This window comes from Rhodobacter sp. NTK016B, assembly GCF_017303295.1.
In the GTDB taxonomy this organism is placed as follows: domain Bacteria; phylum Pseudomonadota; class Alphaproteobacteria; order Rhodobacterales; family Rhodobacteraceae; genus Pararhodobacter.
Window position 1 is genome coordinate 40,254 of the sequence record NZ_JAFKOK010000009.1, and the last position, 24,038, is coordinate 64,291.

General features: G+C 65.6%; 27 protein-coding genes and 1 tRNA gene. 14 read left to right on the forward strand and 14 right to left on the reverse strand.

From position 1 onward, the window contains the following. The first annotated feature begins 2 nt into the window (after positions 1 to 2). From JI664_RS12895 to JI664_RS12915, 5 genes are all read left to right on the forward strand, one after another. Positions 3 to 314, forward strand: coding sequence for a hypothetical protein (locus JI664_RS12895; RefSeq protein WP_207014168.1), 312 nt, complete (start codon positions 3 to 5; stop codon positions 312 to 314). Continuing rightward, positions 307 to 1,623, forward strand: a complete 1,317-nt coding sequence (locus JI664_RS12900; RefSeq protein ID WP_207014169.1) for a hypothetical protein — start codon at positions 307 to 309, stop codon at positions 1,621 to 1,623. Before JI664_RS12895 ends, JI664_RS12900 begins: the two co-directional genes overlap by 8 nt. Then, positions 1,616 to 1,783: a translation initiation factor IF-1 gene (locus JI664_RS12905; RefSeq protein WP_207014170.1), complete on the forward strand. Its 168-nt coding sequence runs from the start codon at positions 1,616 to 1,618 to the stop codon at positions 1,781 to 1,783. Before JI664_RS12900 ends, JI664_RS12905 begins: the two co-directional genes overlap by 8 nt. Next, positions 1,776 to 2,147, forward strand: coding sequence for a hypothetical protein (locus JI664_RS12910; protein ID WP_207014171.1), 372 nt, complete (start codon positions 1,776 to 1,778; stop codon positions 2,145 to 2,147). The genes JI664_RS12905 and JI664_RS12910 overlap by 8 nt, the downstream gene beginning before the upstream one ends. 147 nt (positions 2,148 to 2,294) lie before the next feature. Further along, positions 2,295 to 3,341 (forward strand): site-specific integrase, encoded by a 1,047-nt coding sequence (locus JI664_RS12915; RefSeq protein ID WP_207014172.1) that lies wholly within the window; start codon positions 2,295 to 2,297, stop codon positions 3,339 to 3,341. Positions 3,342 to 3,385: 44 nt separating this feature from the next. Here JI664_RS12915 and JI664_RS12920 read toward each other — a convergent pair. The 3 genes from JI664_RS12920 to pheT all read right to left on the reverse strand — a co-directional run bounded on the left by JI664_RS12920 (position 3,386) and on the right by pheT (position 7,226). Next, positions 3,386 to 3,462 (reverse strand) — tRNA-Pro (locus tag JI664_RS12920). Between the two features lie 56 nt (positions 3,463 to 3,518). Next, entirely contained in the window at positions 3,519 to 4,538 is a 1,020-nt protein-coding gene (locus JI664_RS12925; RefSeq protein WP_207014173.1) for a DMT family transporter, read from the reverse strand. 270 nt (positions 4,539 to 4,808) lie between these two features. Beyond that, the gene (pheT, locus tag JI664_RS12930; RefSeq protein ID WP_207014174.1) at positions 4,809 to 7,226 is read right to left on the reverse strand and encodes a phenylalanine--tRNA ligase subunit beta; all 2,418 of its coding nucleotides are present in this window, start codon (positions 7,224 to 7,226) and stop codon (positions 4,809 to 4,811) included. A 235-nt stretch (positions 7,227 to 7,461) separates the two neighbouring features. Between pheT and JI664_RS12935 the strand changes: the two genes are divergently transcribed. Then, the gene (locus JI664_RS12935; RefSeq protein ID WP_207014175.1) at positions 7,462 to 7,845 is read left to right on the forward strand and encodes a hypothetical protein; all 384 of its coding nucleotides are present in this window, start codon (positions 7,462 to 7,464) and stop codon (positions 7,843 to 7,845) included. 57 nt (positions 7,846 to 7,902) lie between these two features. Here the strand turns inward: JI664_RS12935 and JI664_RS12940 are convergent, their stop codons facing one another. Next, on the reverse strand, positions 7,903 to 8,685 hold the full coding sequence (locus JI664_RS12940) for a DUF1013 domain-containing protein (protein ID WP_207014176.1): 783 nt from the start codon (positions 8,683 to 8,685) through the stop codon (positions 7,903 to 7,905). A 139-nt stretch (positions 8,686 to 8,824) separates the two neighbouring features. Here JI664_RS12940 and JI664_RS12945 point away from each other — a divergent pair, with 139 nt between their 5' ends. Beyond that, positions 8,825 to 9,475 carry a ribonuclease T2 family protein gene (locus tag JI664_RS12945; RefSeq protein WP_286174078.1) on the forward strand — a complete coding sequence of 217 codons (651 nt, stop codon included), beginning with the start codon at positions 8,825 to 8,827 and terminating at the stop codon, positions 9,473 to 9,475. A gap of 207 nt (positions 9,476 to 9,682) precedes the next feature. Here the strand turns inward: JI664_RS12945 and JI664_RS12950 are convergent, their stop codons facing one another. From JI664_RS12950 to folK, 10 genes are all read right to left on the reverse strand, one after another. After that, positions 9,683 to 11,182 (reverse strand): MORN repeat-containing protein, encoded by a 1,500-nt coding sequence (locus JI664_RS12950; protein ID WP_207014178.1) that lies wholly within the window; start codon positions 11,180 to 11,182, stop codon positions 9,683 to 9,685. A gap of 137 nt (positions 11,183 to 11,319) precedes the next feature. Further along, a complete protein-coding gene (locus tag JI664_RS12955; protein WP_207014179.1) occupies positions 11,320 to 12,864 on the reverse strand; it encodes a trypsin-like serine protease in 1,545 nt (514 codons plus the stop codon). A 160-nt stretch (positions 12,865 to 13,024) separates the two neighbouring features. Then, positions 13,025 to 13,441 carry a holo-ACP synthase gene (acpS, locus tag JI664_RS12960; RefSeq protein WP_207014180.1) on the reverse strand — a complete coding sequence of 139 codons (417 nt, stop codon included), beginning with the start codon at positions 13,439 to 13,441 and terminating at the stop codon, positions 13,025 to 13,027. Between the two features lie 4 nt (positions 13,442 to 13,445). Beyond that, positions 13,446 to 13,904 carry a hypothetical protein gene (locus tag JI664_RS12965; protein WP_207014181.1) on the reverse strand — a complete coding sequence of 153 codons (459 nt, stop codon included), beginning with the start codon at positions 13,902 to 13,904 and terminating at the stop codon, positions 13,446 to 13,448. A 79-nt stretch (positions 13,905 to 13,983) separates the two neighbouring features. After that, on the reverse strand, positions 13,984 to 14,607 hold the full coding sequence (locus JI664_RS12970; RefSeq protein ID WP_207014182.1) for a LysE family translocator: 624 nt from the start codon (positions 14,605 to 14,607) through the stop codon (positions 13,984 to 13,986). 26 nt (positions 14,608 to 14,633) lie between these two features. Then, positions 14,634 to 15,389 (reverse strand): pyridoxine 5'-phosphate synthase, encoded by a 756-nt coding sequence (locus JI664_RS12975; protein ID WP_207014183.1) that lies wholly within the window; start codon positions 15,387 to 15,389, stop codon positions 14,634 to 14,636. Continuing rightward, a complete protein-coding gene (locus JI664_RS12980) occupies positions 15,386 to 16,039 on the reverse strand; it encodes a DUF2062 domain-containing protein (RefSeq protein ID WP_349768723.1) in 654 nt (217 codons plus the stop codon). The genes JI664_RS12975 and JI664_RS12980 overlap by 4 nt, the downstream gene beginning before the upstream one ends. A gap of 73 nt (positions 16,040 to 16,112) precedes the next feature. Beyond that, positions 16,113 to 18,266 (reverse strand): RelA/SpoT family protein, encoded by a 2,154-nt coding sequence (locus JI664_RS12985; RefSeq protein WP_207014184.1) that lies wholly within the window; start codon positions 18,264 to 18,266, stop codon positions 16,113 to 16,115. 23 nt (positions 18,267 to 18,289) lie between these two features. Then, on the reverse strand, positions 18,290 to 18,646 hold the full coding sequence (gene rpoZ, locus JI664_RS12990; RefSeq protein ID WP_207014185.1) for a DNA-directed RNA polymerase subunit omega: 357 nt from the start codon (positions 18,644 to 18,646) through the stop codon (positions 18,290 to 18,292). A 102-nt stretch (positions 18,647 to 18,748) separates the two neighbouring features. Beyond that, entirely contained in the window at positions 18,749 to 19,333 is a 585-nt protein-coding gene (folK, locus tag JI664_RS12995) for a 2-amino-4-hydroxy-6-hydroxymethyldihydropteridine diphosphokinase (protein WP_207014186.1), read from the reverse strand. Positions 19,334 to 19,448: 115 nt separating this feature from the next. Here folK and JI664_RS13000 point away from each other — a divergent pair, with 115 nt between their 5' ends. From JI664_RS13000 to JI664_RS13030, 7 genes are all read left to right on the forward strand, one after another. Next, complete coding sequence (locus JI664_RS13000) at positions 19,449 to 20,054, forward strand: NYN domain-containing protein (protein ID WP_207014187.1); 606 nt, start codon at positions 19,449 to 19,451, stop codon at positions 20,052 to 20,054. Between the two features lie 42 nt (positions 20,055 to 20,096). Continuing rightward, on the forward strand, positions 20,097 to 20,489 hold the full coding sequence (locus JI664_RS13005) for a YqaA family protein (protein ID WP_349768724.1): 393 nt from the start codon (positions 20,097 to 20,099) through the stop codon (positions 20,487 to 20,489). Positions 20,490 to 20,586: 97 nt separating this feature from the next. Next, positions 20,587 to 21,537, forward strand: coding sequence for a 4-hydroxy-3-methylbut-2-enyl diphosphate reductase (gene ispH, locus JI664_RS13010; protein ID WP_207014188.1), 951 nt, complete (start codon positions 20,587 to 20,589; stop codon positions 21,535 to 21,537). Between the two features lie 73 nt (positions 21,538 to 21,610). Next, positions 21,611 to 22,222, forward strand: a complete 612-nt coding sequence (locus JI664_RS13015; RefSeq protein WP_207014189.1) for a LysE family translocator — start codon at positions 21,611 to 21,613, stop codon at positions 22,220 to 22,222. Continuing rightward, entirely contained in the window at positions 22,219 to 22,833 is a 615-nt protein-coding gene (locus tag JI664_RS13020) for a class I SAM-dependent methyltransferase (protein ID WP_207014190.1), read from the forward strand. Before JI664_RS13015 ends, JI664_RS13020 begins: the two co-directional genes overlap by 4 nt. Before the next feature lie 42 nt (positions 22,834 to 22,875). Next, positions 22,876 to 23,328 (forward strand): ribonuclease HI, encoded by a 453-nt coding sequence (gene rnhA, locus JI664_RS13025; RefSeq protein WP_207014191.1) that lies wholly within the window; start codon positions 22,876 to 22,878, stop codon positions 23,326 to 23,328. Between the two features lie 18 nt (positions 23,329 to 23,346). Then, complete coding sequence (locus JI664_RS13030; RefSeq protein WP_207014192.1) at positions 23,347 to 23,976, forward strand: trimeric intracellular cation channel family protein; 630 nt, start codon at positions 23,347 to 23,349, stop codon at positions 23,974 to 23,976. Positions 23,977 to 24,038 lie beyond the last annotated feature (62 nt).

The window sequence follows — 24,038 nt, forward strand, 5'->3', positions numbered from 1 at the left end:
ACATGACCTTTCGTTACAAACTGGCCGACTGGATCTCGGGCGGGGCACTGACCTCCATGATGCTCCAAGCATCGGCGAGCGAGGTGCAAGCCCGTGTTGCCAAAGATCGGGCAACGAAGGAAGGCCGCGCTCGGGAGGACGCCGACCGGTTTCTCCACATCGTTGCATCCCGGCGCGACCACTACAAGGCCGCCCTCACTCGCATCGCCGCCATGGGCACCCCCGGCATGGCGCATATCGGCAAGCGCATGGCGAAGGAAGCGCGGGAAGCGCTGGGAGACACCCCCGCAGAACAGGAGGCCACCCATGCTTGACCACCTCAAAACCCGCCTCCGGGCCAGCACCGACCCGCTCGCCACCGAGGCCCTGCACGCCATCGAAGACCTGACCGATGCGCCGCTCGACTTCATCCCTGCCGCGCGCAAGGTCGAGCTGGACGAGGAAATCGGGGCAGCGCCTTCGAACGAACGCCTTCTGCGCGATCTGCGCCATGATATCCGGGCGCTTGAACGGGCCGTCCGTGTGGCGAACAAAGCCCAAAAGATGGCGCAGGAGGAAGTCGCGGTGGCGAATGGCCGGTCATCTGCGCTGATCGCGGACTATCTCCGTGCGCCACATTCCACAGCGAAAGCCGAGTGCGATGCAAGGGCGCGCGAATTCCTTGCCGGGAATGGCGATCCTTGGATTGTGGCTCTTGAAGCCCGCGCCACCGCCGCCGAGGCCCAGCTTGCCGCCGCTATGGAAGGGGCGGTGAGGGTGCGCGAGTTGGTGTGGCGTGAGGATGGAAACGACAACGATCTGCACGTGGCTGATAGCGTCCTCGGCCTGTATTTCATTCGGTTCGACCCTCGCGCCAATGACGACACCGCATGGATGCTTTTCCTGTCAGGCAAATGGGTTTGTTTCGGGACCATCGAAGCCGCCAAAGCCGCCGCGCAGGCCGACTACGAGCGCCGCATCCTCGCCGCCCTCGAACCCAACCCCGCCGCGCTGGCCAACGATGCCGCATGGCTGATCGACCTGATCGGGGATCTTGGCCGGGCCGCGTTCGACATTGCCGACAACATGGAGGAGGAGGCAGAGACTGGGGTGCTCACCGCGTGGCGTCCCTCTTTCGATGCCTTGTCCGCTGTGTTGGGCCAGATCGAAGAGAAGACACCCGATCAGGACGGACACGGCAATTACTTGGGGATCGGCGCGCGCCTGCAATCTGCGCTTAGGGTGGTTCTCCCTAACCAGCCGCAGGCCGAGCGTGACGCCCTGATCGCGGCGACGTTGGAGAGGGCGATTGGTGTAATGGAGGATCAGGTACGCGCCTCAAAAGCCAAAATGAACGAAGCTAGGTTGCTGGGTTCAGGTTCGCGCGAGTGGGCTATGATTTCCGCTCACCTTGAGCAGTCGCTTGACTACATCCGCGCCCTCGCCACCCAGCCCCAGACCGACGCCCTCGCAGCCCGTGACAGGGCCAAGATGGTCGAGGGGATGCGGATCGCTGCTGGCATCGCGTTTGACAGGCGCGGAACCCAGAGCGGCGATACATGGGATGCAGGATGGTATCAGGCCTGCGCGACAGTGCGCCACGAAATTCTCGACGCAGCTGAGAAGGAGGCCGGGGATGCGTGACCAGCAATACATCGACGGGCGCCGCAACGGGGTGAAAGCCTGCATCGCATGGCTTCACAAGCGCGCCGATGAAATGAACGACCCGCACGCGAAAGCGATCCTGAACTCGGCGGCTTTCGGAATGGGTGTGGACATGAAGAAAGAGGCCGGGGATGACTGAGGCACCGCGCGAGATCTGGGCCACCGTCAACGGGGTCCGCACGACGATGCCCGGGAAGTGCACGGTCGAGATTGGCGGCTGGGAAGCTGCGCCGAAGGGCTCGCCGCGCGAGGTCCGCTACATCCGCGCCGATCTGGTGCAGGAGCTGATCGAGGCGCTGACCGAATGCACCGAGATCACTCACAAAGCCTACGTCTCTGCGACGATGGAGGCCGTGAACGCCGGGCCACATCACCCGGTCGCAAAGCAGATGGACGTATGGCGCGCTCGATGCATGAGAGCGGAGGAGATGGCCCGCGCCGCCCTGCGCAAGATCGGGGCCGCCCGCGCCAGCATCACCAAGGAGGGCCTTGACGATGGGTAGAATGCTCTGGACCATGAAGGACGCCGAGCGCGAGACAGGTCTTCCCGCCGCTGCCTTCCAGAAGGTAGCGGAGGAAAAGGGCCTTCTGATCCGTGCGGGGCGTTACCCGCGATTCGACCCCGACGACCTCAAGGAGCTTTGGAAGCGATGCCAAGACCGTCCAAAGGCGCGCGCCTATACCGGCGAAAAGACACCGGACAATTCAGCATCCTCGACGGGAAGGTCGAGCGTCGAACGGGCACGGCAAGCCGCGAAGAAGCTGAAGCAGCGCTCGCAGAATACATCCGCGACCGGGGGCGCCCAAGTGGTCCCGTTGACCAAGACAAGCTGAAGATCGCGGACGTGCTGGCAATCTACCTCGAAGAACACGCCCCGCATACCGCCGACCCCTTGCGGATCGCCTATGCCGTGGATGCGCTTCTGCCGTTCTGGGGTGAGCTGAATGTCTCAGCCATCACCAAGAACACATGCCGCCGGTATGCCGCGACCCGATTCCGCAAGGATCGGAACGGGCAACGCCACCAGATCGGGGACGGCACGATTCGGCGTGAGCTTGGCGCGCTGGGGGCCGCACTCCGGTACTGCGTGGGTGAAGGGAGGCTTCTGACCGCGCCGCTCGTGCATATGCCAGAGAAACCGGCACCGAAAGAGCGTTGGCTGACACGGGCAGAGGCGGCGGCGCTTCTGCGGGCCGCGCGCAGCAGCCGCCACCTCGCCTACTTCATCCTGATCGGTCTCTACACCGGGACACGGAAGGAGGCGATTCTGTCGATGGCCTTCCGGCCCAACACCAAGGGCGGCTGGATCGACTGCGAAAGCGGGGTGATGTACCGCGCCGCCGAAGACATGCGGAAGACCAAGAAGCGGCGGCCGCCAGTCAGGATGCCGCGAAAGCTGCTCGGCCACATGCGGAGGCTCGAGAATTCCGGTCAGCGCTGGCCTGTCCAATTCCAGGGCGTCAGTGTCGCCAGCGTCAAGACCGCGTGGCGCCGTGCCTGCAAGGACGCCGGGCTGGAAGGGGTGACGCCGCACACGCTGCGCCATACGGCGATCACATGGGCGATGCAGCGCGGTGTTCCGCTGTCCGATGCGGCGGGCTTCTTCGGGGTGACGGTCGAGGTGTTGGAGAGGGTCTATTTCCACCATCACCCGGACTTTCAAGCCGCCACCGCAGAAGCGATGAACAGGGCTTGAAATGGGGGTTTCTTGCGGGTTTCTTGGCAATGCGCAGCAATATTTGGTCGGAGTGAGAGGATTCGAACCTCCGGCCCCTGCCTCCCGAAGACAGTGCTCTACCAAGCTGAGCTACACTCCGACCGTGGGCGCGGATTACCTTGCCCGCGCGGCCTTTGCAAGAGGCGAAAACAGCCTTTATGCCGCCGCCTGCTCATGCGGCGGCGCGGCGCCCTCTTCCGGCTCGGTCTGCAGCTCTTCCATCAGCATCGGCGCGGGCGCGGCGACCGATTCCCCGCGCAGCCGGGTCTGCAGAACCGGCTGGTTCTCGGACACGTTGCGCCGCGATTCCCGGAACACGATGTAGAGGCCCGAGGCGACGATCAGCCCGGCGCCGACAATCGTCCATAAGTCGGGCGATTCGCCGAACAACACCGCGCCGAACAACGTGGCCCAGATGATCTGCGAATATTGCATCGGCGCAACCAGAGCCGCCTCCGAGCGACGATAAGCGCCGATCGACAGCAGCATCGCGGCGAAGGCGAGCGCGGCCACCACAACCACCATCGCCAGATGCGGCAATTCTATGGGCACATAGACCACCGGCAACAGGCACGCCATGACCCCGACATTGGCCAGCATCGGATACAAAAGCAGCACCGCAGACCGCTCATCCGCGCCGATCTTGCGCACGATGACACTGTTGAGCGCGGCCAGCGCTGCCGCGCCCAGAGCCGCCAGATGCCCCAGCCCCAGCTCGGTTCCGCCGGGCCTGAGCACGACGATCACGCCCAGAAGCCCGACGATCACCGCCGCACCACGATGCAGCCCCACCTTTTCGCCCAGAAGCGGAATAGACAGCAGCGTGATCAGCAGCGGCGAGGCGAAAAGCATCGCGTAAACCTGAGCCAGCGGCAACGTGGTGAAGGCATAGAACGCGCCCCCGGCCGAGGCCACGACACAGAATGTCCGCGTCAGCGACCAATAGGGATGCACCGCCCGCAGCGTCCCCGGTTCGGGATCACGGATCAGCATCAGCACCAGAAAGGGAAAGCTCAGCAACCCCATGAAAAACATGATCTGAAAGACCGAATAGCTTTCGCCCAGAATCCGGATCAGCACGTCATGCGTGGCATAGAGCGCGAAACTCAGCAGCGCCATCAGCGGTCCCACAGGACCGGCGGCGCGGGCGGAAAAAGAAGTCTCGGTCTGGGTCATGTCTGGGTCCCGTTGCTGTCTCTTCCGATCAAGCCTAGGGCGATGCTGCAATGCGGCAACCTTTGCGCCGGCCTGTCGGAGCCCCGTATCCCCGATCGCCCCTCATTCCCCCCACAGAGCCGCGAGGCGCATAAGAAAAGGGCGCCTCGCGGGCGCCCCTCTTTAATCCACAAATATCCTCCAGGGGGTTCCGGGGGATGGAAAATCCCCCGCGGGGCCGAGGGGGCTCGATGCCCCCGAGGGCCCGCCCCACGCGCCACTGCAATCGGCTCAGCCGCGCAGAACGCCGCCGGTGGCCTTGCCCACCTTGTCGACGATCTTGGCAGAAACCGCCTCGATATCCTTCTCGGTCAGCGTCTTGCCCTGCGGTTGCAGGCGCACGCTGATGGCCAGCGATTTCTTGCCCGCGCCCATCTGGCTTTCGGCTTTCTCGCCCGAGAATTCGTCGAACACGCGAACCGAGTCGATCAGGCCCTTGTCGGCGCCCTGTGCGGCGTTGGTCACCGCCAGCGCCTCGACGCCCTTGTCGACGACGAACGCGAAGTCGCGCTCGACCGCCTGCAGGTCGTTGAGCACCAGAGCCGCGCGCGTCGCGCCCGATTTCTTAGGCATCGGCGCTGCAGCCAGCGGCAGCGTAAAGGCCACCGCCGCGCCCTTGATCCCGTAGGCTTTCAGCACCTTGGGGTGCACCTCGCCGAACGTGGCCAGCGCGTTCTTGCCCAGCGTCAGACGCCCGGCGCGGCCCGGATGGAACCACCCGGCCACGTTGCGGTCGCTCTGGGTCTTCGCGGGCGCTCCGATCGCCGCCAGCACCGCCTCGGCATCGCCTTTGGCGTCGAACAGATCGACCGCGCGGCGGGCATGGTGCGGATCGCGCGGGACATTGGCGCCGACCAGAAGGCCGGTGGCCTGGATCTGCTGCTCGCCCGGCTCGCCGCCATGGAAGACCGGCCCCAGTTCGAACAGCGCCAGATCCATGAAGCCGCGCGCCTGATTGCGGGCGGCCGCCTGCAGCAGGCCCGGCAGCAGGTCGGGGCGCATATGCGTCATCTCGCTGGAAATCGGGTTTTCCAGCTTCACCGCGTCATCGCCGCCGCCGAACAGCGCGGCCGAGGCGCTGTCGATGAAGGAATAGGTCACGCATTCATGGTAGCCCAGCGAGGCCAGCGTGCGCCGCATCAGCCGCTCGCGCTTTTGCAGCGGCGTCAGGATCGGCTCGGGCACGCCCGTTTGCGGCCGCGCCATCGGCTTGCCTTCCAGCTTGGTCAGCGAGGCGACGCGCGCCACCTCTTCGACCAGATCGGCATCGCCCAGCACGTCGGGCCGCCAGCTGGGCGGTGTCGCCTTGTCGCCGTCCAGCACGAAGCCGAGAGCGTCCAGAATGCGCCTCTGCTCGGCCTCGGGGATATCCATCCCCACAAGGCTGGAACACCGCGCCGCATCGAAACGGTATTGCCGCGTCGTGTCGGGCACCGCGCCGTCCGTCACCACCTCGGACGCCTCGCCACCGCACAGATCAAGGATCATCCGCGTGGCCAGTTCCAGCCCCGGCAGGGTGAATTCGGGGTCCACGCCCCGCTCGAAGCGATAGCGCGCATCCGAGTTGATCTTCAGCGCCCGCCCGGCCGAGGCCACGGTGATCGGGTCCCAATAGGCGCTTTCAAGGAACACGTCGGTGGTCTCGTCGGTGCAGCCCGAATGCTCGCCGCCCATGATACCGGCGATGCTTTCGACGCCCGTGGCATCGGAAATCGCCATCATCCCCGGCTGCAGGCGGTAATCCTTGCCATCGAGCGCAAGGATCTCTTCCCCGCCCTCAGCCGGATGGATGCGCAGCGTGCCGCCCGCGACCTTGGCGACATCGAAGACGTGCAGCGGACGGTTCAACCCGATGGTGAAGAAGTTCGTCACATCGACCAGCGCCGAGATCGGACGCAGCCCCACCGCCACCAGCCGCTGCTGCAGCCATTTCGGCGACGGGCCGTTCTTCACGCCCCGGATCACCCGCCCGGCGAAGACCGGACAGCCCTTGTCCTTCAGCGCCGGGTCGATGCTGACCGACACCGGGCTGGGGAAACCACCCGCGACCGGCACCACGTCGAGCGCCTTCAAGGCACCCAGACCGCGCGCTGCCAGATCGCGCGCGATGCCGCGCACGCCCAGCGCATCGGGACGGTTGGGGGTAATCTTGATATAGATCATCGGGTCGTTGAGACCCGCGTAATCGATATAGCGCATGCCCAGCGGCGCGTCGGACGGCAGCTCGATGATGCCGTCGTGATCTTCCGACAGCTCCAGCTCGCGCTCGGAACACATCATGCCGTTCGACGCCTGCCCCCGGATCACGCCCGGCTTCAGGTCCACGCCCGTGCCCGGAATATGCGTGCCCACCGGCGCAAACACCCCGACAAGGCCGGTCTTGGCATTGGGCGCCCCGCAGACGACCTGCACCTCTTCGACGGCACCGCCGGGGCCGTCCATGACCTCGACCCGGCACAGGTTCAGCTTGTCGGCATCGGGATGCTTCACCGCTTCGGCGATGCGCGCGATGCGAAACGCGCCCAGAGTGGCGGCGGGATCGGCCACCTCCTCGACTTCGAGGCCCAGATCGGTCAACGCCTCGACGATCTCGTCGAGCGTGGCCTCGGTTTCCAGGTGCTCCTTGAGCCAGGACAGGGTGAATTTCATCGCCAGACCTTCGGGTTCAGATATACGCGCGTCCTGTTAGCCGATCCCACGGGATAAGGAAAGCCGAACCACCGGCGCCTTGGCTTCGCGTGCGCGGGTCCGCCTTGCACGCACGCCCAAACCTGCCAGCCGCATTTGCCGCTTGGCAGCCGCGCCCGTTTGCAGCAGTGTTAACCTTAATGCGGCGTCTGGTTTCCTGCGCCCTGCCCCGCCAGCACCCGGAGGCCCGCCCGCCGTGAAACACCCCGCCGTCCCGATCATCGTGGCCGCCCTGTGGATCGTCATCAGCGAATTCGTCCGCAACGAATTCCTGCTTAAATCCTACTGGGAACGGCATTATTCGGATATGGGGCTGGCCTTCCCCGACGCGGCGCTGAACGGCGCGACCTGGGCGCTGTGGTCGCTCTGCCTGTCGGTGCTTTTGTGGATGCTGCTCAAACGCTTCGCGCTGATCGAAGGCATCGGCGTCGCGTGGTTTGCGGGTTTCCTGATGATGTGGGTGGTGACCGGCAATCTGGGCGTCCTGCCCTTCGCGCTCTTGCTCTACGCGGTGCCGCTCAGCCTGCTCGAAGTCGCGGGCGCGGCGCTGATCCAGCATTTCTGGCCGCGCGAGCGCTAGGCACAACGCAAAAGGCGCGCCCCGCAGGGCGCGCCTTTCTAATTTCGGGGAAACCGATCAGCGACGGGGATCGTCGCTGTCCTCGTCCTCGTCATCCTTCTCGGCATCGGGAAGGTTGAAGAAGCTGTCCGCGTTCGAATAATCGCGCGCCGAGGCCGCTTCTTCCTCGTCTTCCGCGTCCTTGCTACCGCCCAGCGTGAAGGTCTCCAGCCCGGCAATATTGCGCGGCAGACGGGGCTCGGGCTCCATCTCCAGCGACTGCTCGGTCGAGACCAGCTTGCGACGCTCGTCATCGGTCATGACCGAGCCCTCGGCAGCCTTCTTGGCGGCGGCCTTCTGGACCTCGCTGTCCAGCTCCGACTGGCGGCACAGGCCCAGCGCGACCGGGTCGATCGGCTGGATGTTCTGGATGTTCCAGTGCGTCCGCTCGCGGATCGCCTGAATCGACGGGTTGGTCGTGCCCACCAGCTTGCGGATCTGCGCATCGGCCAGCTCGGGGTGGAACTTGACCAGCCAAAGAATCGCGGCGGGACGGTCCTGACGCTTGGACAGCGGCGTATAGCGCGGGCCCCGGCGCTTTTCCTCACCGACCGAGGCCGGGTTGAATTTCAGCTTCAGCTTGTAGAGCGGATCGGCCTCGCCCTTCTTTATCTCGACTTCCTCGAGCTGGTTATGCGCGATCGGGTCGAAACCCTTCACGCCGGTCGCCACATCGCCATCGGCGATGCCCTGCACCTCGAGCTCGTGAAGACCGCAGAAATCCGCCACCTGTTTGAAGGTCAGCGTGGTATTGTCAACGAGCCAGACGGCGGTCGCCTTGGCCATCAGGGGTTTTGCCATCGTCAATCGTCCTTCAACCTGCGAGAACCGCATGGCGCGGCGCTCGCCGGGGCGACCCGGCCACGGCCGCGGGCCGTGCATCCTCGATTTCGGGGAATGGGCCGTATATAAGCGTGCTGCCGCCCCGAGGAAAGAGAAAATGCAGCGCCTGACCCTTGCCCTGACCGCCCTCCTGCCGATTTTCGCCGCCCAGACCGCAAGCGCCCAGCACCGCGCGGGCGTGTTCGACAGCTACCTGCTGGCACTCAGCTGGATCCCCGCCTATTGCGCCATGGATGGCGACGACCGCGACGACCCGCGCTGCGATGATGGCAGCGCGATCGGCTGGGCCGTGCACGGGCTCTGGCCACAATACGAAGACGGCGATTGGCCAGAATATTGCAACACCACCGAACGCCGCCCCTCGCGCCGCGAGACCGAGGCGCAGGCGGCTTTGTTCGGCACTTCGGGCTCGGCATGGCATCAATGGAACAAACACGGCCGCTGCACCGGGCTGTCGGCCACGAATTACTATCGGCTGGTGCAGGAAGCCGTCGACCGGATCGCCCTGCCGGAAATCTTCGACGGTATAGACCGCGAATTCCGCATCGATCCCGATATCGTCGAAGCCGCCTTTATCGAGGCCAACCCGACCCTCACCCGCGACCAGATGATCACCACCTGCCCGCGCGGCGAGATCGTCGAACTGCGCCTGTGCCTGACCCGCGCGCTCGAACCCACCGATTGCGCCCCGGCGCTGACAAGCCGCGAATGCAACCGCGCCGCCACCACCCTGTTGCCGCTGCGCTGACAAACCGCCGCGCGAGGCCGCATCTTTGATCCGAAAATATCCTCGGGGGGTGAGGCCGAAGGCCGAGGGGGGCAGACAGCCCCCCTTCTTATTGCCCCCGACGCGGTGCCCGCATCCTGCCGCCGGGGGCGCTGCCCCCGGACCCCCGGAGTATTTTCGACAAAGTGAAAGGGGCGGGTACCGAAAGGGCGTGAGGGGGGCGCGACGTCAGCCGTCGTTTTCTGCGGGGGCGGAAAGGTCGGGTTCGACCAGCACGCCCTGCTCCCAGCGGCCGCTGGAAACCTGACCCGTGGCGTAAGTCAGTGTGCCCTGCCCGACGCGCTGGCCATCGACGAACGCGCCCTCATAGACATCGCCGGAGGGATAGGTGGCAATGCCCTGCCCCTCGATCCGGCCCGCGCGCCATTCGCCGGTATAGGTAAAGCCGTCGGCCATGGTGATCGTGCCCTGTCCCTCGCGCTCGCCGGCAACGAAACCGCCCTCGTAGCGGGTGGCGTCGGGATAGGTCATCACCCCCTGCCCTTCGCGCACGCCGTTAACGAAATCCCCCACGTAGATCCGGCCGTCGGGGTATTGCATCCGGCCCTGCCCATGCGGCTGGCCGGCGCGGAAATTGCCCTCATAGATCAGGCCCTCGGCCAACCGTGCGCGGCCCTGCCCCTCGACGCGGCCCTGCCGCCACTGGCCGTTATAGCCGGTGCCGTCGGCATAGGTGATGATCCCCTCGCCATCGGGCACCCCGTCCGAGAAGCCGCCATCGTAGCGCGCGCCGTCGGGTGCGGTCATCACGCCCGCGCCGTTGATCCGGTCGCCCTGCCATTCGCCCGAATAGACATAGCCCGATGCGGTGGACAGCCGCCCGCGCCCTTCGCGCTGGTCGTTGACGAAATCGCCCTCATAGACCGAGCCGTCGGCCATGATCAGCCGCCCCACGCCCTGCAACATGCCCTGCGCGAAGGTGCCTTCGCGGCGGTCGCCATTGGGCAGGGTCAGCACGCCCGCGCCGTGGAGCATCCCCTCGGACCATTCGCCGGCATAGGTGGTGCCGTCGGGCCGGCTCAGCGTCCCTTCGCCGTGGCGCTGGTCGTTATGCATGGCGCCGGTATAGGTCGAGCCATCGGGATAGGTGATCGTGCCCTGCCCTTCGCGCAGGCCGTTCTGCCACTCGCCCTCGTAGGTCAGGCCGCCGGGCCGGGTCATCGTGCCGGTGCCGTCCGGCTGGCTGTCGTCAAAGCTGCCGGTATAGACCACGCCGGTCACGTAGCGCCGCGTGCCCTGCCCCATGATGCGCCCGGCATCCCAGTTGCCCTCGTAAGAAGAGCCATCGGCAAAGACCATCCGTCCCTGCCCGTGCGGGCGCCCGTCCTCGAACGCACCGGTATAGACCGAGCCATTTGGATAGCGCGCGGTGCCGGTGCCGGTGATCTGGCCCTGCACCCATTCGCCGGAATATTCGAACCCGTTGGGCAGCCGATACGTGCCCTGCCCGTGCTGCAGCCCGTCGAGGAACGTCCCCTCATAGATGCCGCCATCGGCATATTGACGGGTGATCACCTCGCCCAGATCCGGCGTCGCGTCCTGCGCGGCGGCGGGGCCGATCAGCGCCGGGATGAACGGCGCAGTGACAGACGGAAGGATAGAGGGGGCGAATGACTGGGCGAGGATCAGCGACAATCCGAGCAACAGGGAACTGGTCGGGCGTATCATGGGTCTCCTGGCCGTCTCGTGACCGCATCTTGGTAAAGCTGCCGCCAACCTAGAATAGACGGGCGCTGCAAGACAAGACGCGAGCGCATTCCCATGCGCTCGCGCCTCGCTTCGTGATCGGTTTTCAGCCGATGTCGTCAGCGCAGCGCGCCGTCGACAATCCGCCAGGAATAGCGGCCCCGAACGCCGGTATTCGAGTTCTCGGCCAAAGCCCGCGGGCCACCGTCGAGGAAGCTGCCGGGCACCGCCGAACCGGTCAGCTCGAACGCCGAGCCACTGACGCCGGGCACGAGGCTGAAGCCCGCGCGCGCGCTGCTGCCGCCAAGGCCGCCCTGTCCGCCCGACGCGTCGCCGGTCTCCCATTCGATATGGTCGTAGTTGAACTCAATGGTGAAATCGCCGCTGTTCCAGCCATTCTCGATCAGCACCACCTGAAAGGTGTTCACTCGGTCGGCATGGCGCGAATAATACCCGACATCTTGCCAGATCGCCGAGAAGACCCGGCTTCCGCCGTGCCAGCCGCTTCCGTAATAGACGATGCGGCTGTCGGAATCGCGGGTATCCACATCGGCGAAGAACGGCGCGATCACCGGCAGCGACAGGTTGGCGAGCAGCGTGTTCGGCGTGAAGGTCGACATGCTGCTGCCGAAGGTCAGGTTGCCGTTATTGTTGACGAAAAGCTGCCAGTAGGTCCGGTCGCCCACCTGAACGGGGAAGCCGATCGGCACCGGACCCGCGGCGGAATCATCATTATGCGGCACGCCGAAACAATCGAAGCCATAGGGCCGGCGGAAGGTCCACGGCAGGTGCGTGTCGATGCAGGCGGCTCGGTCGGCCACTACCTGATCGATCCAGGCGCGATACGATGCCACGCGGGTATAGACGCCGGGCAGGCGCGGGCGGGCGCAGCCATAGCCCCAGCTCGTCACGCCGACCTGAACCCAGCCATTGGGCGTCCAGGAGACCAGCGGACCACCGGAATCGCCCTGACAGCTGTCGCGTCCGCCATTCCAGTAGCCCGCACAGAGCATCGAATAGGGGATCGTCTCGTCCGCATAATTGTTCTGGCACTGGCGCGGCCAGATGACCGGCACTTGCACCTGCTGCAGACGGTCGGGGCTATCGCCGCCCTCAGACAGCGCGCCCCAGCCGATCGCCCAGACATTGCGGCCCGGCGCGGCATAAGTGCGGTTGGCCGCCCAGTCGGCCGGTGTCACGGTCGGGCCCCAGACGGGTTCGGCCAGACGCAGCAGCGCGATGTCGTTCTCGTGGGTGTTGTCGTTATAGTCCGGATGGGGGACCATCCCCGCAACCGCGACGCGACGACCGCCGCTCGACAGCGTGGGTGTGCCCACGAGGATCTCGATCTGCGAAGCGACCAGCCCGGGAAGGCAATGCGCGGCGGTCAACACCCAGCGCCGGTCAATCAGGCTGCCGCCGCAGAATTGCTGCCCGGTCGGCTCATAGGTCAGTGCGACCATCCAGCGGAAATTGTTGCGATAGCGCCAGTCCCAGACGGGCGAACCGCCGACGATATCGGGCGCCATCGACGGCTGCTCCCGGTCCTGCGCGACCTGTTCGGCATAGTTCAGGTCTTCGGGCTTGGGCGCGTCAGCCTGCGCGGAGGCGCCCCAAAGGCCGAAGCCGCACGCCAGCGCGAGGGCCAGCGCCCGGGGGGCCAAATACGTTTTGGATAATGAATTGAGGCTCATTTGCACACCTAACATGTCTGAAGACAACAGGACCAAGGTGAAACCACATAGCCGCTCTTCCGGCGATTGTGTCAAACAAAATCCCGGCACCACAGGGCGAAAGGCCCTTGTTTTGAAGGCTACGGGCGGGTCAGGTCCCCGTCTGGTCCGGGTGTAGCAAGGCCTCGATCACCACGAAGGCCTGCGCCCAGGGGTGATCGTCGGTCAGCGACACATGCACCACGGAGTAATGCCCGTCGGGCGTCATGGCAGCCAGCCGCTCGGCGGCCCAGCCGGTCAGCACCATCGTCGGCTGCCCGCCGCGCCGGTTCACGACCGCCATGTCCTTCCACGAAATCCCCATCGCCAGCCCGGTGCCCAGCGCCTTCGAACAGGCCTCTTTCGCCGCCCAGCGTTTGGCCAGCGTGCCCGCCTCGTCCTTGCGGCGTGCGGCCTTGGCGAGCTCGGTCTCGGTGAAGACCCGGTTGCGGAACCGGTCGCCGAACCGCGCGAGCGTGCCCTCGATGCGGTCGATATTGGCCAGATCGGTGCCGACGCCCAGAATCACGGGATCACTCGACCGAAACCGTGCCGGTCGCTTGGTTGATGCGTACCCGCACCGCCCCCGGAAGTCCCGGCTCACCGCGTTCGACGCCATCGTGCCAGTAGCGCACCGGCACCGTCAGCAGCAGGCCCTTGGCCGGGTCATAGCTGGCGGTGACGCCGGGCACGTCGACATCGTAAAAGCCGGTGTTGCGATCCGCCGAGAGCAACGAGCACATGCGGAAGACCGGCTCTTGCGAGCCGTCGCCCGAAGGATGCAGGATCATCAGATGCGCGGCGCAGCAGGCCGGTTCGCTGGTATCGGACCACGCGATGCGGATCGCGCCATTGGCGAAGGTGCGCGACGTCTGCTCCCACGGTTCGACGATCGTCGCCGCAGTGCCCGCCCAATCGCATTCGGCGACGATCTGCGCGGTGGCGCTCAGGGGCAGGGCCACCAGCCCGGCGGCGAGAAGAACGGATTTCATGGCAATCTCCCTCGGATGACGCGGGTCCCAGTTTCGACCACCCGCGCGGTTCCGCCAAGCCCCGCTTGCGCAAGTGTGATCACGTCAGCCGCGCGGTCAGGATCTTCAGCGCCGCGAAACCGAACAGCGCCGCGAAAACCGCGTCGAACCCCCGTTTCGCCCGCAGATACGCGCGCGAGACGGGACCGGCGGAAAAGGCCAGCGCCATCAGCGTGAAGCTGACAACCGAAACCGCCAGACAGGACAGCCCGACCTCCCACAGAACTGCGGCAGAGGCGCCCGACGGAACGGCAACGGCAAAGACCGCGCCCCAGAACAGCACCGCCTTGGGGTTGGTCAGGTGAATGAGCGCGCCCTTGACCCATGACCGGCGCAGCGAGCCTTCGACCACCCGCGCCTGCGCGGCACCGCCGCCCTGCCATGCCGAACGCGCCGATTTCCACGCAAGCCACGCCAGATACCCGGCCCCCGCATAGCGCAGAACCTCGACCAGCCACGCATGGGCGAGCATCGCAGCCCCCAGCCCGGCCCCGGCGACCAGCCCCCAGACCGCCGATCCCGACGCCACGCCCCAGGCCAGCGCCAACCCGTGCGCGCGCCCGCGCTCCATCGCCGTGCCGCTGATCGCCAGCGTCGCAGGCCCGGGCGAGGAAATAGCAATCACCCAGGCCACGAGGATCGGCAACAGGTCGGATATCGGCATGGCAGGCCTTTCGGGGAAAAGCGGGCTCAGCCCCGCGCGGCGTCCATCAGGCGGCGCATTTCGCGGATCGCCGGATCAAGGCCCAGAAACACCGCTTCGGAGATCAGAAAATGGCCGATATTCAGCTCGCGGATCTCGGGCGTCGCGGCGAAGGGCGAGACGGTGGCATAGCTCAGCCCGTGGCCTGCATGAACCTCAAGACCCGCTTCATGCGCGCGACGGGCGCCTGCCAGCAGTTCCGCCAGTTCCAGCGCCGCCTCTTCCGCCGCCCCTTCGGCCACCAGATCGCAATAGCGCCCGGTATGCAGTTCGATCACCGGGGCGCGCACGCGGAGAGCCGCCTCGATCTGGCGCGCATCGTGGCCGATGAACAGCGACACGCGGCATCCGGCCTCGGACAGGGCCGCGATGAAATCCGCCAGCCGGTTCATGTCGGACGCGACATCCAGCCCGCCCTCGGTCGTGCGCTCTTCGCGCTTTTCGGGCACCAGACAGACGGCATGCGGCTTGTGGCGCAGCGCGATGGCCTGCATTTCGGCGGTCGCCGCCATCTCGAAATTCAGGGGCACCTCAAGCGCTTCCATCAGCGCCTCGATATCGGCATCGCGGATATGACGCCGGTCCTCGCGCAGATGCGCGGTGATGCCGTCGCAGCCGGCTTCCTGCGCAATTCTGGCAGCGCGCAACGGGTCGGGATAGGCGCCGCCGCGCGCGTTGCGCAGCGTGGCGACGTGGTCGATATTCACCCCGAGGCGCTGACGAGGGAACTGCGTGGCGGTCATGACGTCTCTCCGGTCTCTTGCGTGCGCTGACGCTGGCGTTCGCGCGCGGCCTTGAACCGCGCCTCCAGCCGCTTCTGGCGGCTGCGCTGATAGGCCTGCACCAGCGGCAGATGCACGAAATACGCCGCCACCGCAAAGGGCAAGCCCAGAAGCAGCCCACCGATGAAATAGGGCAAATAGACGTTGGAATAGAACCCCGCCAGACGCCCCCAATGCGCGGGCTCCCCCGTCACCACGGTCAGCAGGTTATGCGTAAGCTCGCCGCCCGCGCGCCCCACGGCGGCCATCACGCCGCCCACCGACATCTGCACGTCGCGCCCCAGCAGCCAGCCGCCCAGTTCCATTCCCCCCGCCGCCATCAGCGGAAAGGTGATCGGATTGCCATAGAACGTGCCCAGCAACGCGGCCAGCACGTTGCCCCGGATTGCCCAGGCGACCAGAGCGGCGGACAGGAAATGCAGCCCGAAGATCGGCAGGAACGACACGAACAGCCCCGCCGAGATCCCCAGTGCGATCCGTTCGGGCGAGTCGGGCAGCCGGCGCATCCGATGCAGCACATAGGTTGCCGCCCGGCGCCACCCGCCGCGCGGCCAGAAGAACTCGCCAATCGCGGTCAGCAAAGGTCTGGGATTTCGACGCTTGAAGATCACGCGCGGCCGTCCTGTTCAGGGGTGGCGGTGTCGGATGGCGAAGATCGCCGCTGAGGATAGTTCGAAAGGATGGTCAGGGTTTTCGGGTCGGGTCGCGGTCTCGGTTCACCTGCGCGATATCGGTTTCTGCCGACAGGATCGTCAGGATACGGTGAAGATGCGCGGCATCCGATACCTCGATCTCGACGAAAATACGGAAATAATCGGGCTTCCGGTCGAGAAAATGCAGGTCCGAGATATTCGCCTTCTGCTCGCCGACAAGGCTGCAGACCCGGCCCAGCACGCCTGCGCTGTTGGTAATCGTCAGCGTCAGCGAGACATTGTGCACCGCCGCGTGCTTGCCCTCGTGCCAGTGCAGATCGACCCAGCGCTCGGGCTGTTCCTCAAGCGTCGCAAGCACTTCGCAATCGATGGCATGGGCAACGATGCCCTTGCCGCGATAGGTAATCCCGACGATCCGCTCGCCCGGCACCGGCTGGCAGCAATTGGCGCGGCGGAACGGAATATCGGGATCAAGGCCCACCACCGGACGGCTGGCATCGACATCGGCCTGCCCCATCGAGGCGATCTCGGGATAAAGCTGCTCGACCACGGCGCGGGCGCTGATCTCGGCCGCGCCGATCTTCGCCAACAGCTCGGTCGGCCCCTTGATCGCCATCGAACGCGCGGCGGTATCGAGCGCCTTGTCCGTGACCTTGCGCCCCACCCGGTCGAAGGCCACGCGGCTCAGCTCGCGTCCCAGCCGCACGAAGCGCTCGCGATCCTCTTCGCGCAGGCTCCGGCGGATCGCGGCTTTAGCGCGCCCGGTATGGACCAGCTCGATCCAGCTGGTCTGCGGGCGCTGACCGTCGGCGGTGATGATCTCGACCTGCTGGCCGTTTCTGAGCCGCGTCCACAGCGGCACCCGCATCCCGTCGACCTTGGCCGAGACCGTGGCATTGCCGATCCGCGTATGGATCGCATAGGCGAAATCGAGCGGCGTCGCCCCTTTCGGCAGCTGCACCACGTCACCCTTGGGCGTGAAGCAGAACACCTGATCGGCGTACATTTCCAGCTTCACATGTTCGAGGAACTCGTCGTGATCCTCGTCGCGATCCAGCCGCGAGGTCAGGCTTTCGATCCATTTCGCCGGGTCGATGGCAAACGGGTTCACCGAGCGCGCGCCGTCCTTGTAGGCCCAGTGCGCGGCGACCCCGGCCTCGGCGACCTCGTGCATCTCGCGGGTGCGGATCTGCACCTCGACCCGCTTGCCGTCACGCCCCGACACCGTCGTGTGGATCGAGCGGTAGCCGTTAGATTTCGGCTGGCTGACGTAATCCTTGAACCGGCCCGGCACCGCACGCCAGCGCTGATGGATCAGGCCCAGCGCCTCGTAGCATTCCTGCACATGATCGACGATGATGCGGAACCCGTAGATGTCGGACAGGCGGCTGAATTCCAGCTCTTTGTCCTGCATCTTGCGCCAGACCGAATAGGGCTTTTTCGCGCGGCCATAGACGGTGCCGTCGAGCCCGGCTTTTTCCAGCTCGAAGCGGATATCGGCGGTGATCCGCGCGATCACGTCGCCCGATTCGCGCTGCAGCGTGATGAAGCGGCGCAGGATGGCGTTGCGGCGCTCGGGGTCGAGCACGCGGAACGCCAGATCCTCGAGCTCTTCGCGCATCCACTGCATACCCATCCGGCCCGCGAGCGGCGCGTAGATCTCCATCGTCTCGCGCGCCTTCTGGGCCTGTTTCTCGGGCCGCATCGAGCGGATCGTGCGCATGTTGTGCAAACGGTCGGCCAGCTTGACCAGAATGACGCGCAGGTCGCGCGACATCGCCATCAACAGTTTGCGAAAATTCTCGGCCTGCTTGGCCTCGGGCGAGGGACGCCCGGTCGCACCCACGGGCTCGACGGCATTCAACTGAAGATTGGTCAGCTTGGTGACGCCATCGACCAGCTCGGCCACCTCGTGGCCGAACATCTGCTCGACCTCGCTATAGGTCGAGCGCGTATCTTCGATCGTGTCGTGAAGCAGGGCGGTGACGATGGTCGCATCGTCCAGCCGCATCTCGGTCAGGATTGACGCAACCGCCACCGGATGTGTGAAATACCGCTCGCCGGAATGCCGCATCTGCCCGGCATGCATCGATTCGCCGTAATCCCATGCACGGCGAATCAGCGCTTCATCACAAGTCGGGTTATAGTTGCGGATCAGAGCAACGAGATCATCGGGCGTGATCACAGCTCGGGCCCGCCCGTTTCAGTTCAGTCGTTATCGATCTGGGCAGCGACGAGCTGGCGCAGCATCTGCTCTTCGGTCAGATCGTCCAGCTGCGGACGGTCCGGCTGCGAGCCCATGCGCATCGCCATGTCGTCTTCTTCCGGCATGTCGACCTCGTTCTGGGTGCGCATGCTTTCGATCAGACGCTCACGCAGCGCGTCGGCGCCCTGAGTCTCGTCCGCGACTTCGCGCAGGGCGACAACCGGGTCCTTGTCATTGTCCCGATCGACGGTCAGCGCCGATCCGGCGCCGATTTCGCGGGCGCGATGGGCAGCCAGGATCACCAGCTCGAACCGGTTCGGTACCTTGTCAACGCAATCTTCGACCGTCACGCGGGCCATGGAGCACTCCATCTACGACAAAGGGGAGGATCAGCCCCCGGCATGTAACCGCATTTGCCTGCCTTGACAAGCGCAGCGCAACCCCAATCGGCCGCAATCGGGTCAAATCGGCCTGATCGCGGCAATTTCTTCGGGGTCCAGCCTATCGCGCATCTGCGTCACGCTCAAGCCCAGCACCGGATGAACCCAGTCGGGCGCCACGTCTGCCAGAGGCACCAGAACGAAACCGCGCTCGTGCAGACGCGGATGCGGCAGGATCAGTTGATCGGGCGCCTCTTCCATCTGCCGGGCCAGCGGAAGCTCCATCCAGTGCCGCAGCGTTTCACGGTCGGGCAGCACGGTATCGCCGGTCGCCAACAGGTCGATATCGATCACCCGCTGGCCCCAGCGCTTCTTGCGAACCCGTCCCATCTCGGCTTCGATCCGGTGGCACAGGGCCAGCATTTCCTCAGCTGTATGAGGGCTTTCCACGGCCATGCAGGCATTGACGAAATCGGGCCCGGCACCAGGGGGAAAGGCCGGCGTGACATACAGATGGCTGCAACGCAGCGTTACATCTTTCAAGCTATTGAATGTGTGAACCGAACGATTAAGTACCGCAGTGTTCGCGGACGATTCGTCCGATGCATTGCTCCCCAGCGCCAGAAGGTGCAGGTTGCGGTGGACGGAGGCCAGAATTTTGTCCAAGTTGGTATCGGTCGCTATTTCGTCGACCCGCCAGACCAGGTCACCACGGTGTTAAGGCTAATAGCCGGTCGCGGCCAGAGTGTTTTAAGACGCTGCGATTTTGAAAGGAAAGACGATGTTTTACAAGGATGAGCGTCTCGCCCTCTTCATCGACGGCGCGAACCTTTTCGCTGCGGGGAAGGCGCTTGGTTTCGACATCGACTACAAGCTCCTGCGTCAGGAATTCATGCGTCGCGGCAAGTTGCTGCGCGCCTTCTACTATACGGCTCTGCTGGAGAACGACGATTATTCGCCGATCCGGCCGCTGATCGACTGGCTGAACTACAACGGCTACGCGATGGTGACCAAGCCCGCCAAGGAATACACGGATTCCATGGGCCGCCGGAAGGTAAAGGGCAACATGGATATCGAGCTGACGGTCAACGCGATGGAAATCGCCGACCGCATCGACCATGCCGTACTGTTCTCGGGCGATGGCGATTTCCGGCCGCTGGTGGAATCGCTGCAGCGTCAGGGCGTGCGGGTCTCGGTCGTCTCGACCATCCGCTCGCAGCCGCCTATGATCGCCGATGAACTGCGCCGTCAGGCCGACAATTTCATCGAACTCGACGAGCTGCGCGACGTGATCGGCCGCCCGCCCCGCGAACCGCGTGAGCCGCGCGACATGCGCGCCCCGCGCGAGGATGCCGAGGCCGAAAGCAGCAGCGACCAGCAGGACTGACCGCTGTTCCTGTCGCTTGCCGGCCTGTTCGCCGCGGCCTTCGTGGCCGCGACGATCCTGCCCTTCCAGTCCGAAATCATCTTTGCCGCGCTTCAGGTCGGCGACATGGCGCCCGTCTGGGCGCTTGTCGTCGTGGCCTCGCTCGGCAACACGCTGGGCACCTATGTCAATTATTGGCTGGGTTGGCAGCTTGAAACGCGCGGCGGCCATCGCTGGCTGAAGATCCCCGATGAAACCTTCGCCAAGGCGCGCCGCTGGTGGGATCGCTGGGGTTACTGGACGCTGTTGCTATCGTGGCTTCCCATCGGCGATGCGACCACCGTTCTGGCGGGTGCGATGCGCACGCCGCTTTGGCTGTTCACCCTGCTTGTGGGTGTCACCAAGACCACCCGCTATATCGCCCTCGCCCTGATCACCGCCGGAATTTTTGGCTGACCCCGCCCCCGGCGCAATCGTAATCGCCCCCGATCCGGGCTAACGGCTGGACGTCGCGGATACGATTGCTTACCTGTGGGGCCAAGCGGAGTAAGCCATGACCAAGCCCCCCCTGACCCTGTATCTCGCCGCCCCGCGCGGCTTCTGCGCCGGTGTCGACCGCGCCATCAAGATCGTCGAAATGGCGATCGCGAAATGGGGCGCGCCGGTCTATGTCCGCCACGAGATCGTGCATAACAAATTCGTCGTCGACAGCCTGCGCGATCAGGGCGCGGTCTTCGTCGAGGAACTGGACGAATGCCCCGATGACCGTCCGGTGATCTTTTCGGCCCATGGCGTGCCGAAATCGGTGCCCTCGGCCGCGCAGGCGCGCAACATGACCTTCGTCGATGCCACCTGCCCGCTGGTCTCCAAGGTTCATATCGAGGCCGAGCGCCACCACGCCGCCGGTCTGCAGATGGTGATGATCGGCCATGCCGGTCACCCCGAGACGGTGGGCACAATGGGCCAGCTTCCCGATGGCGAGGTACTGCTGGTCGAAACCGTCGAGGATGTCGCCCATATCGCGCCGCGCGATCCGTCGAAGCTGGCATTCATCACGCAGACCACGCTGTCGGTCGATGACACCACCGACATCGTCGCCGCTCTTCAGGCCCGCTTTCCGGCCATCGTGGGCCCCCACAAGGAAGACATCTGCTACGCCACCACCAATCGGCAGGCGGCGGTCAAGGCGATCGCCGGGCAGATCGATGCGCTGCTGGTGATCGGTGCGCCCAACTCGTCCAATTCCAAACGGCTGGTCGAGGTCGGCCGCGCTGCTGGCTGCCGCTATTCGCAACTGATCCAGCGCGCCGCCGATATCGACTGGCGCGCGCTCAAAGGTGCGGCCTCGGTCGGTGTGACGGCGGGCGCCTCGGCCCCCGAAGTGCTGATCCAGGAAGTGATCGACGCGTTCGAGGACCGCTTCGACCTGACCCGCGAGATCGTTGAAACGGCGGTCGAATCGGTCGAGTTCAAGGTCCCGCGCGTTCTGCGTCAGGCGGGTTAACCACGGCTTCGAAGGCTGGCGCTTTGGCGGGACCGCGTTATGATCCCGGTTCAGCCCCAGACCGGAGTCCGCCATGAGCCCCGAATTTCTTCTCACCGCCTTCATCGTCTGCCTCGCCCCCGGCGTCGGCGTGATCTACACGCTCTCGACCGTGCTGGGTCGCGGTCTGGGGGCCGGGCTCTGGGCGGTATTGGGCTGCACGCTGGCCACTCTCGTTCATCTGGGCTTTGCCATGGCCGGGCTTGCGGCCGTGCTGCAGACCTCGGCGCTTCTGTTCACAGCGATCAAATACGCGGGCGTCGCGTATCTTCTGTGGATGGCCTGGGGCACGCTTCAGGGCACCGGCGCCTTGCAGGTCACGCCCGACACCACGCGCCACGCCCCCGCAGCGCTGGTGCGGCGCGGCGTTCTGCTGAACCTCCTCAACCCGAAACTGCCGATGTTCTTCGTGGCCTTCCTGCCGCAATTTATCCCCGCCGGCGCCCCGAACGCGACCGCCCTGCTGATCGAGCTGGGCTTCGGCTTCGTGGCGATGACGGCGGGCGTCTTCCTGCTCTACGCGCTGGCGGCGGGCTGGCTGCGCAGCCGCGTGCTCGGCTCGCCCCGCGCAATGACCTGGCTGCGCCGTGTCTTCGCCGCCTCCTTCGCGGGTCTCGGCGCGAAACTGGCCTTCGAGCGCGCGTGACCGACTCCGAAGCTCTGCGCTTCTACGATGCCGCGGCGAAACGATTGGGCGACAGACTGCCCGACGCCCCGCCCAGCCTTGCCGCTTTCGCCGCTGCCCTGCCCGCCGGAGCCACGATCCTGGATCTGGGCTGCGGCCATGGCGTCGCGGCGGCGCATCTTGCAAAAGCCGGCTTCGACGTGACCGGGCTCGATCCGTCCGGGGGGCTGCTGGCGGTGGCGCGCAAGCTTGCGCCGACCGCGCATTTCCGGGTGGGCGGGTTTGACGACCTGCCCGGCATGGGGCCTTACGACGCGATCTGGTGCCATTTTGCCCTGCTCCACGCGCCACGCGCCCGGATGCCCCGCCACCTGGCCGCGATGGCGCAGGCGCTGACACCCGACGGCACGCTCGCGCTGGCAATGCTCGAAGGCGAGGGCGAGATCCGCGACCCGCGTGGCCTGCCCTACACCTTCGTCACCGAAACCTTCATCACCGCGCTTCTGTCCGAGGCGGGCTTTCGCGATATCAACGCCACCCGCGCCCCTGCCCCGGCCGGGGTCGCGGGCCGCGACATCGCCCTGCATCTGCGCGCGACCCGCGCTCGGGCGGTTGACCCCGGCGCCGTTTGACGGCACCCCCTGCCCCGGAAACAGCCGCAAGGACGATGCCCCATGCCTGAACTCTTCGCCTGGACCGATGGCGCCTGCTCCGGGAATCCCGGCCCCGGAGGCTGGGGCGTGCTGATGCGCGCGATGGAGGGCGAGAGCGTGCTCAAAGAGCGCACGCTCAACGGCGGTGAGCCGGACACCACCAACAACCGCATGGAACTGATGGCGGCGATCTCGGCGCTGGAAACCCTGACCCGGCCCTCGACCATCACCATCACCACCGATTCGGCCTATGTGAAGAACGGCGTCACCCAGTGGATCCACGGCTGGAAACGCAATGGCTGGAAAACCGCCGACAAAAAGCCCGTCAAGAATGCCGAACTCTGGCAGCGGCTGGACGCGGCGCAGAAAACCCATTCGGTGACGTGGAAATGGATCAAGGGCCATGCCGGCCATGCCGAGAACGAGCGCGCCGACGAACTGGCCCGCGAAGGCATGGCGCCCTATAAGGGCTGATCCTGAACGGAGCGTCCTATGACCGTCGTCGCCTTTCTCGAATACCTCTCGGTCTTCGTCTTCGCGCTGACCGGCGCCTTGGTCGCGTCGCGTGCGCAGCTCGACCTGCTGGGCTTTCTGTTCATCGCCTCGCTCACGGCGGTGGGTGGCGGCACCGTGCGCGACCTCGTCCTGAACCGCGAAACGATCTTCTGGATCGCCAATCCTCGCTATATCGGCGTGGCCTCGATTGCCGCCCTGCTGGTCTTTTTCACCGCCCACCTGCTTGAGAACCGTCGCCGCGCCATCGACTGGTTCGATGCGGGCGCGCTGGCGGTCGCCGTCCCGGCGGGCGTCGGGGTGGCGCTAGACCTGGGGCATGGCGCGGCGGTGGTGGTGATGATGGGCATGATGACCGGCGCGTTCGGCGGGCTGATGCGCGACGTCGTCTGCAACGAGGTGCCGCTGGTGTTGCGTCAGGGCGAGCTTTATCTCTCCGCCGCCTTCGCGGGCGCCACCGCCGCGCTGCTGATCCGCTGGGGTTTCGGCCCCACGCCGCTCGCGCTGCTGGGCTGCGCCGCCGTGACCTTCCTTTTGCGCGCGGGGTCGATGATCTATGGCTGGAAACTGCCGGTCTATAAATCGCGCCCGCCGCGCAACCGGATCTGACCCCTCTTGATTCCGCGCGCGCCCGACCCCATTTCGCATTCAACATAGTGAATACGAGGCAT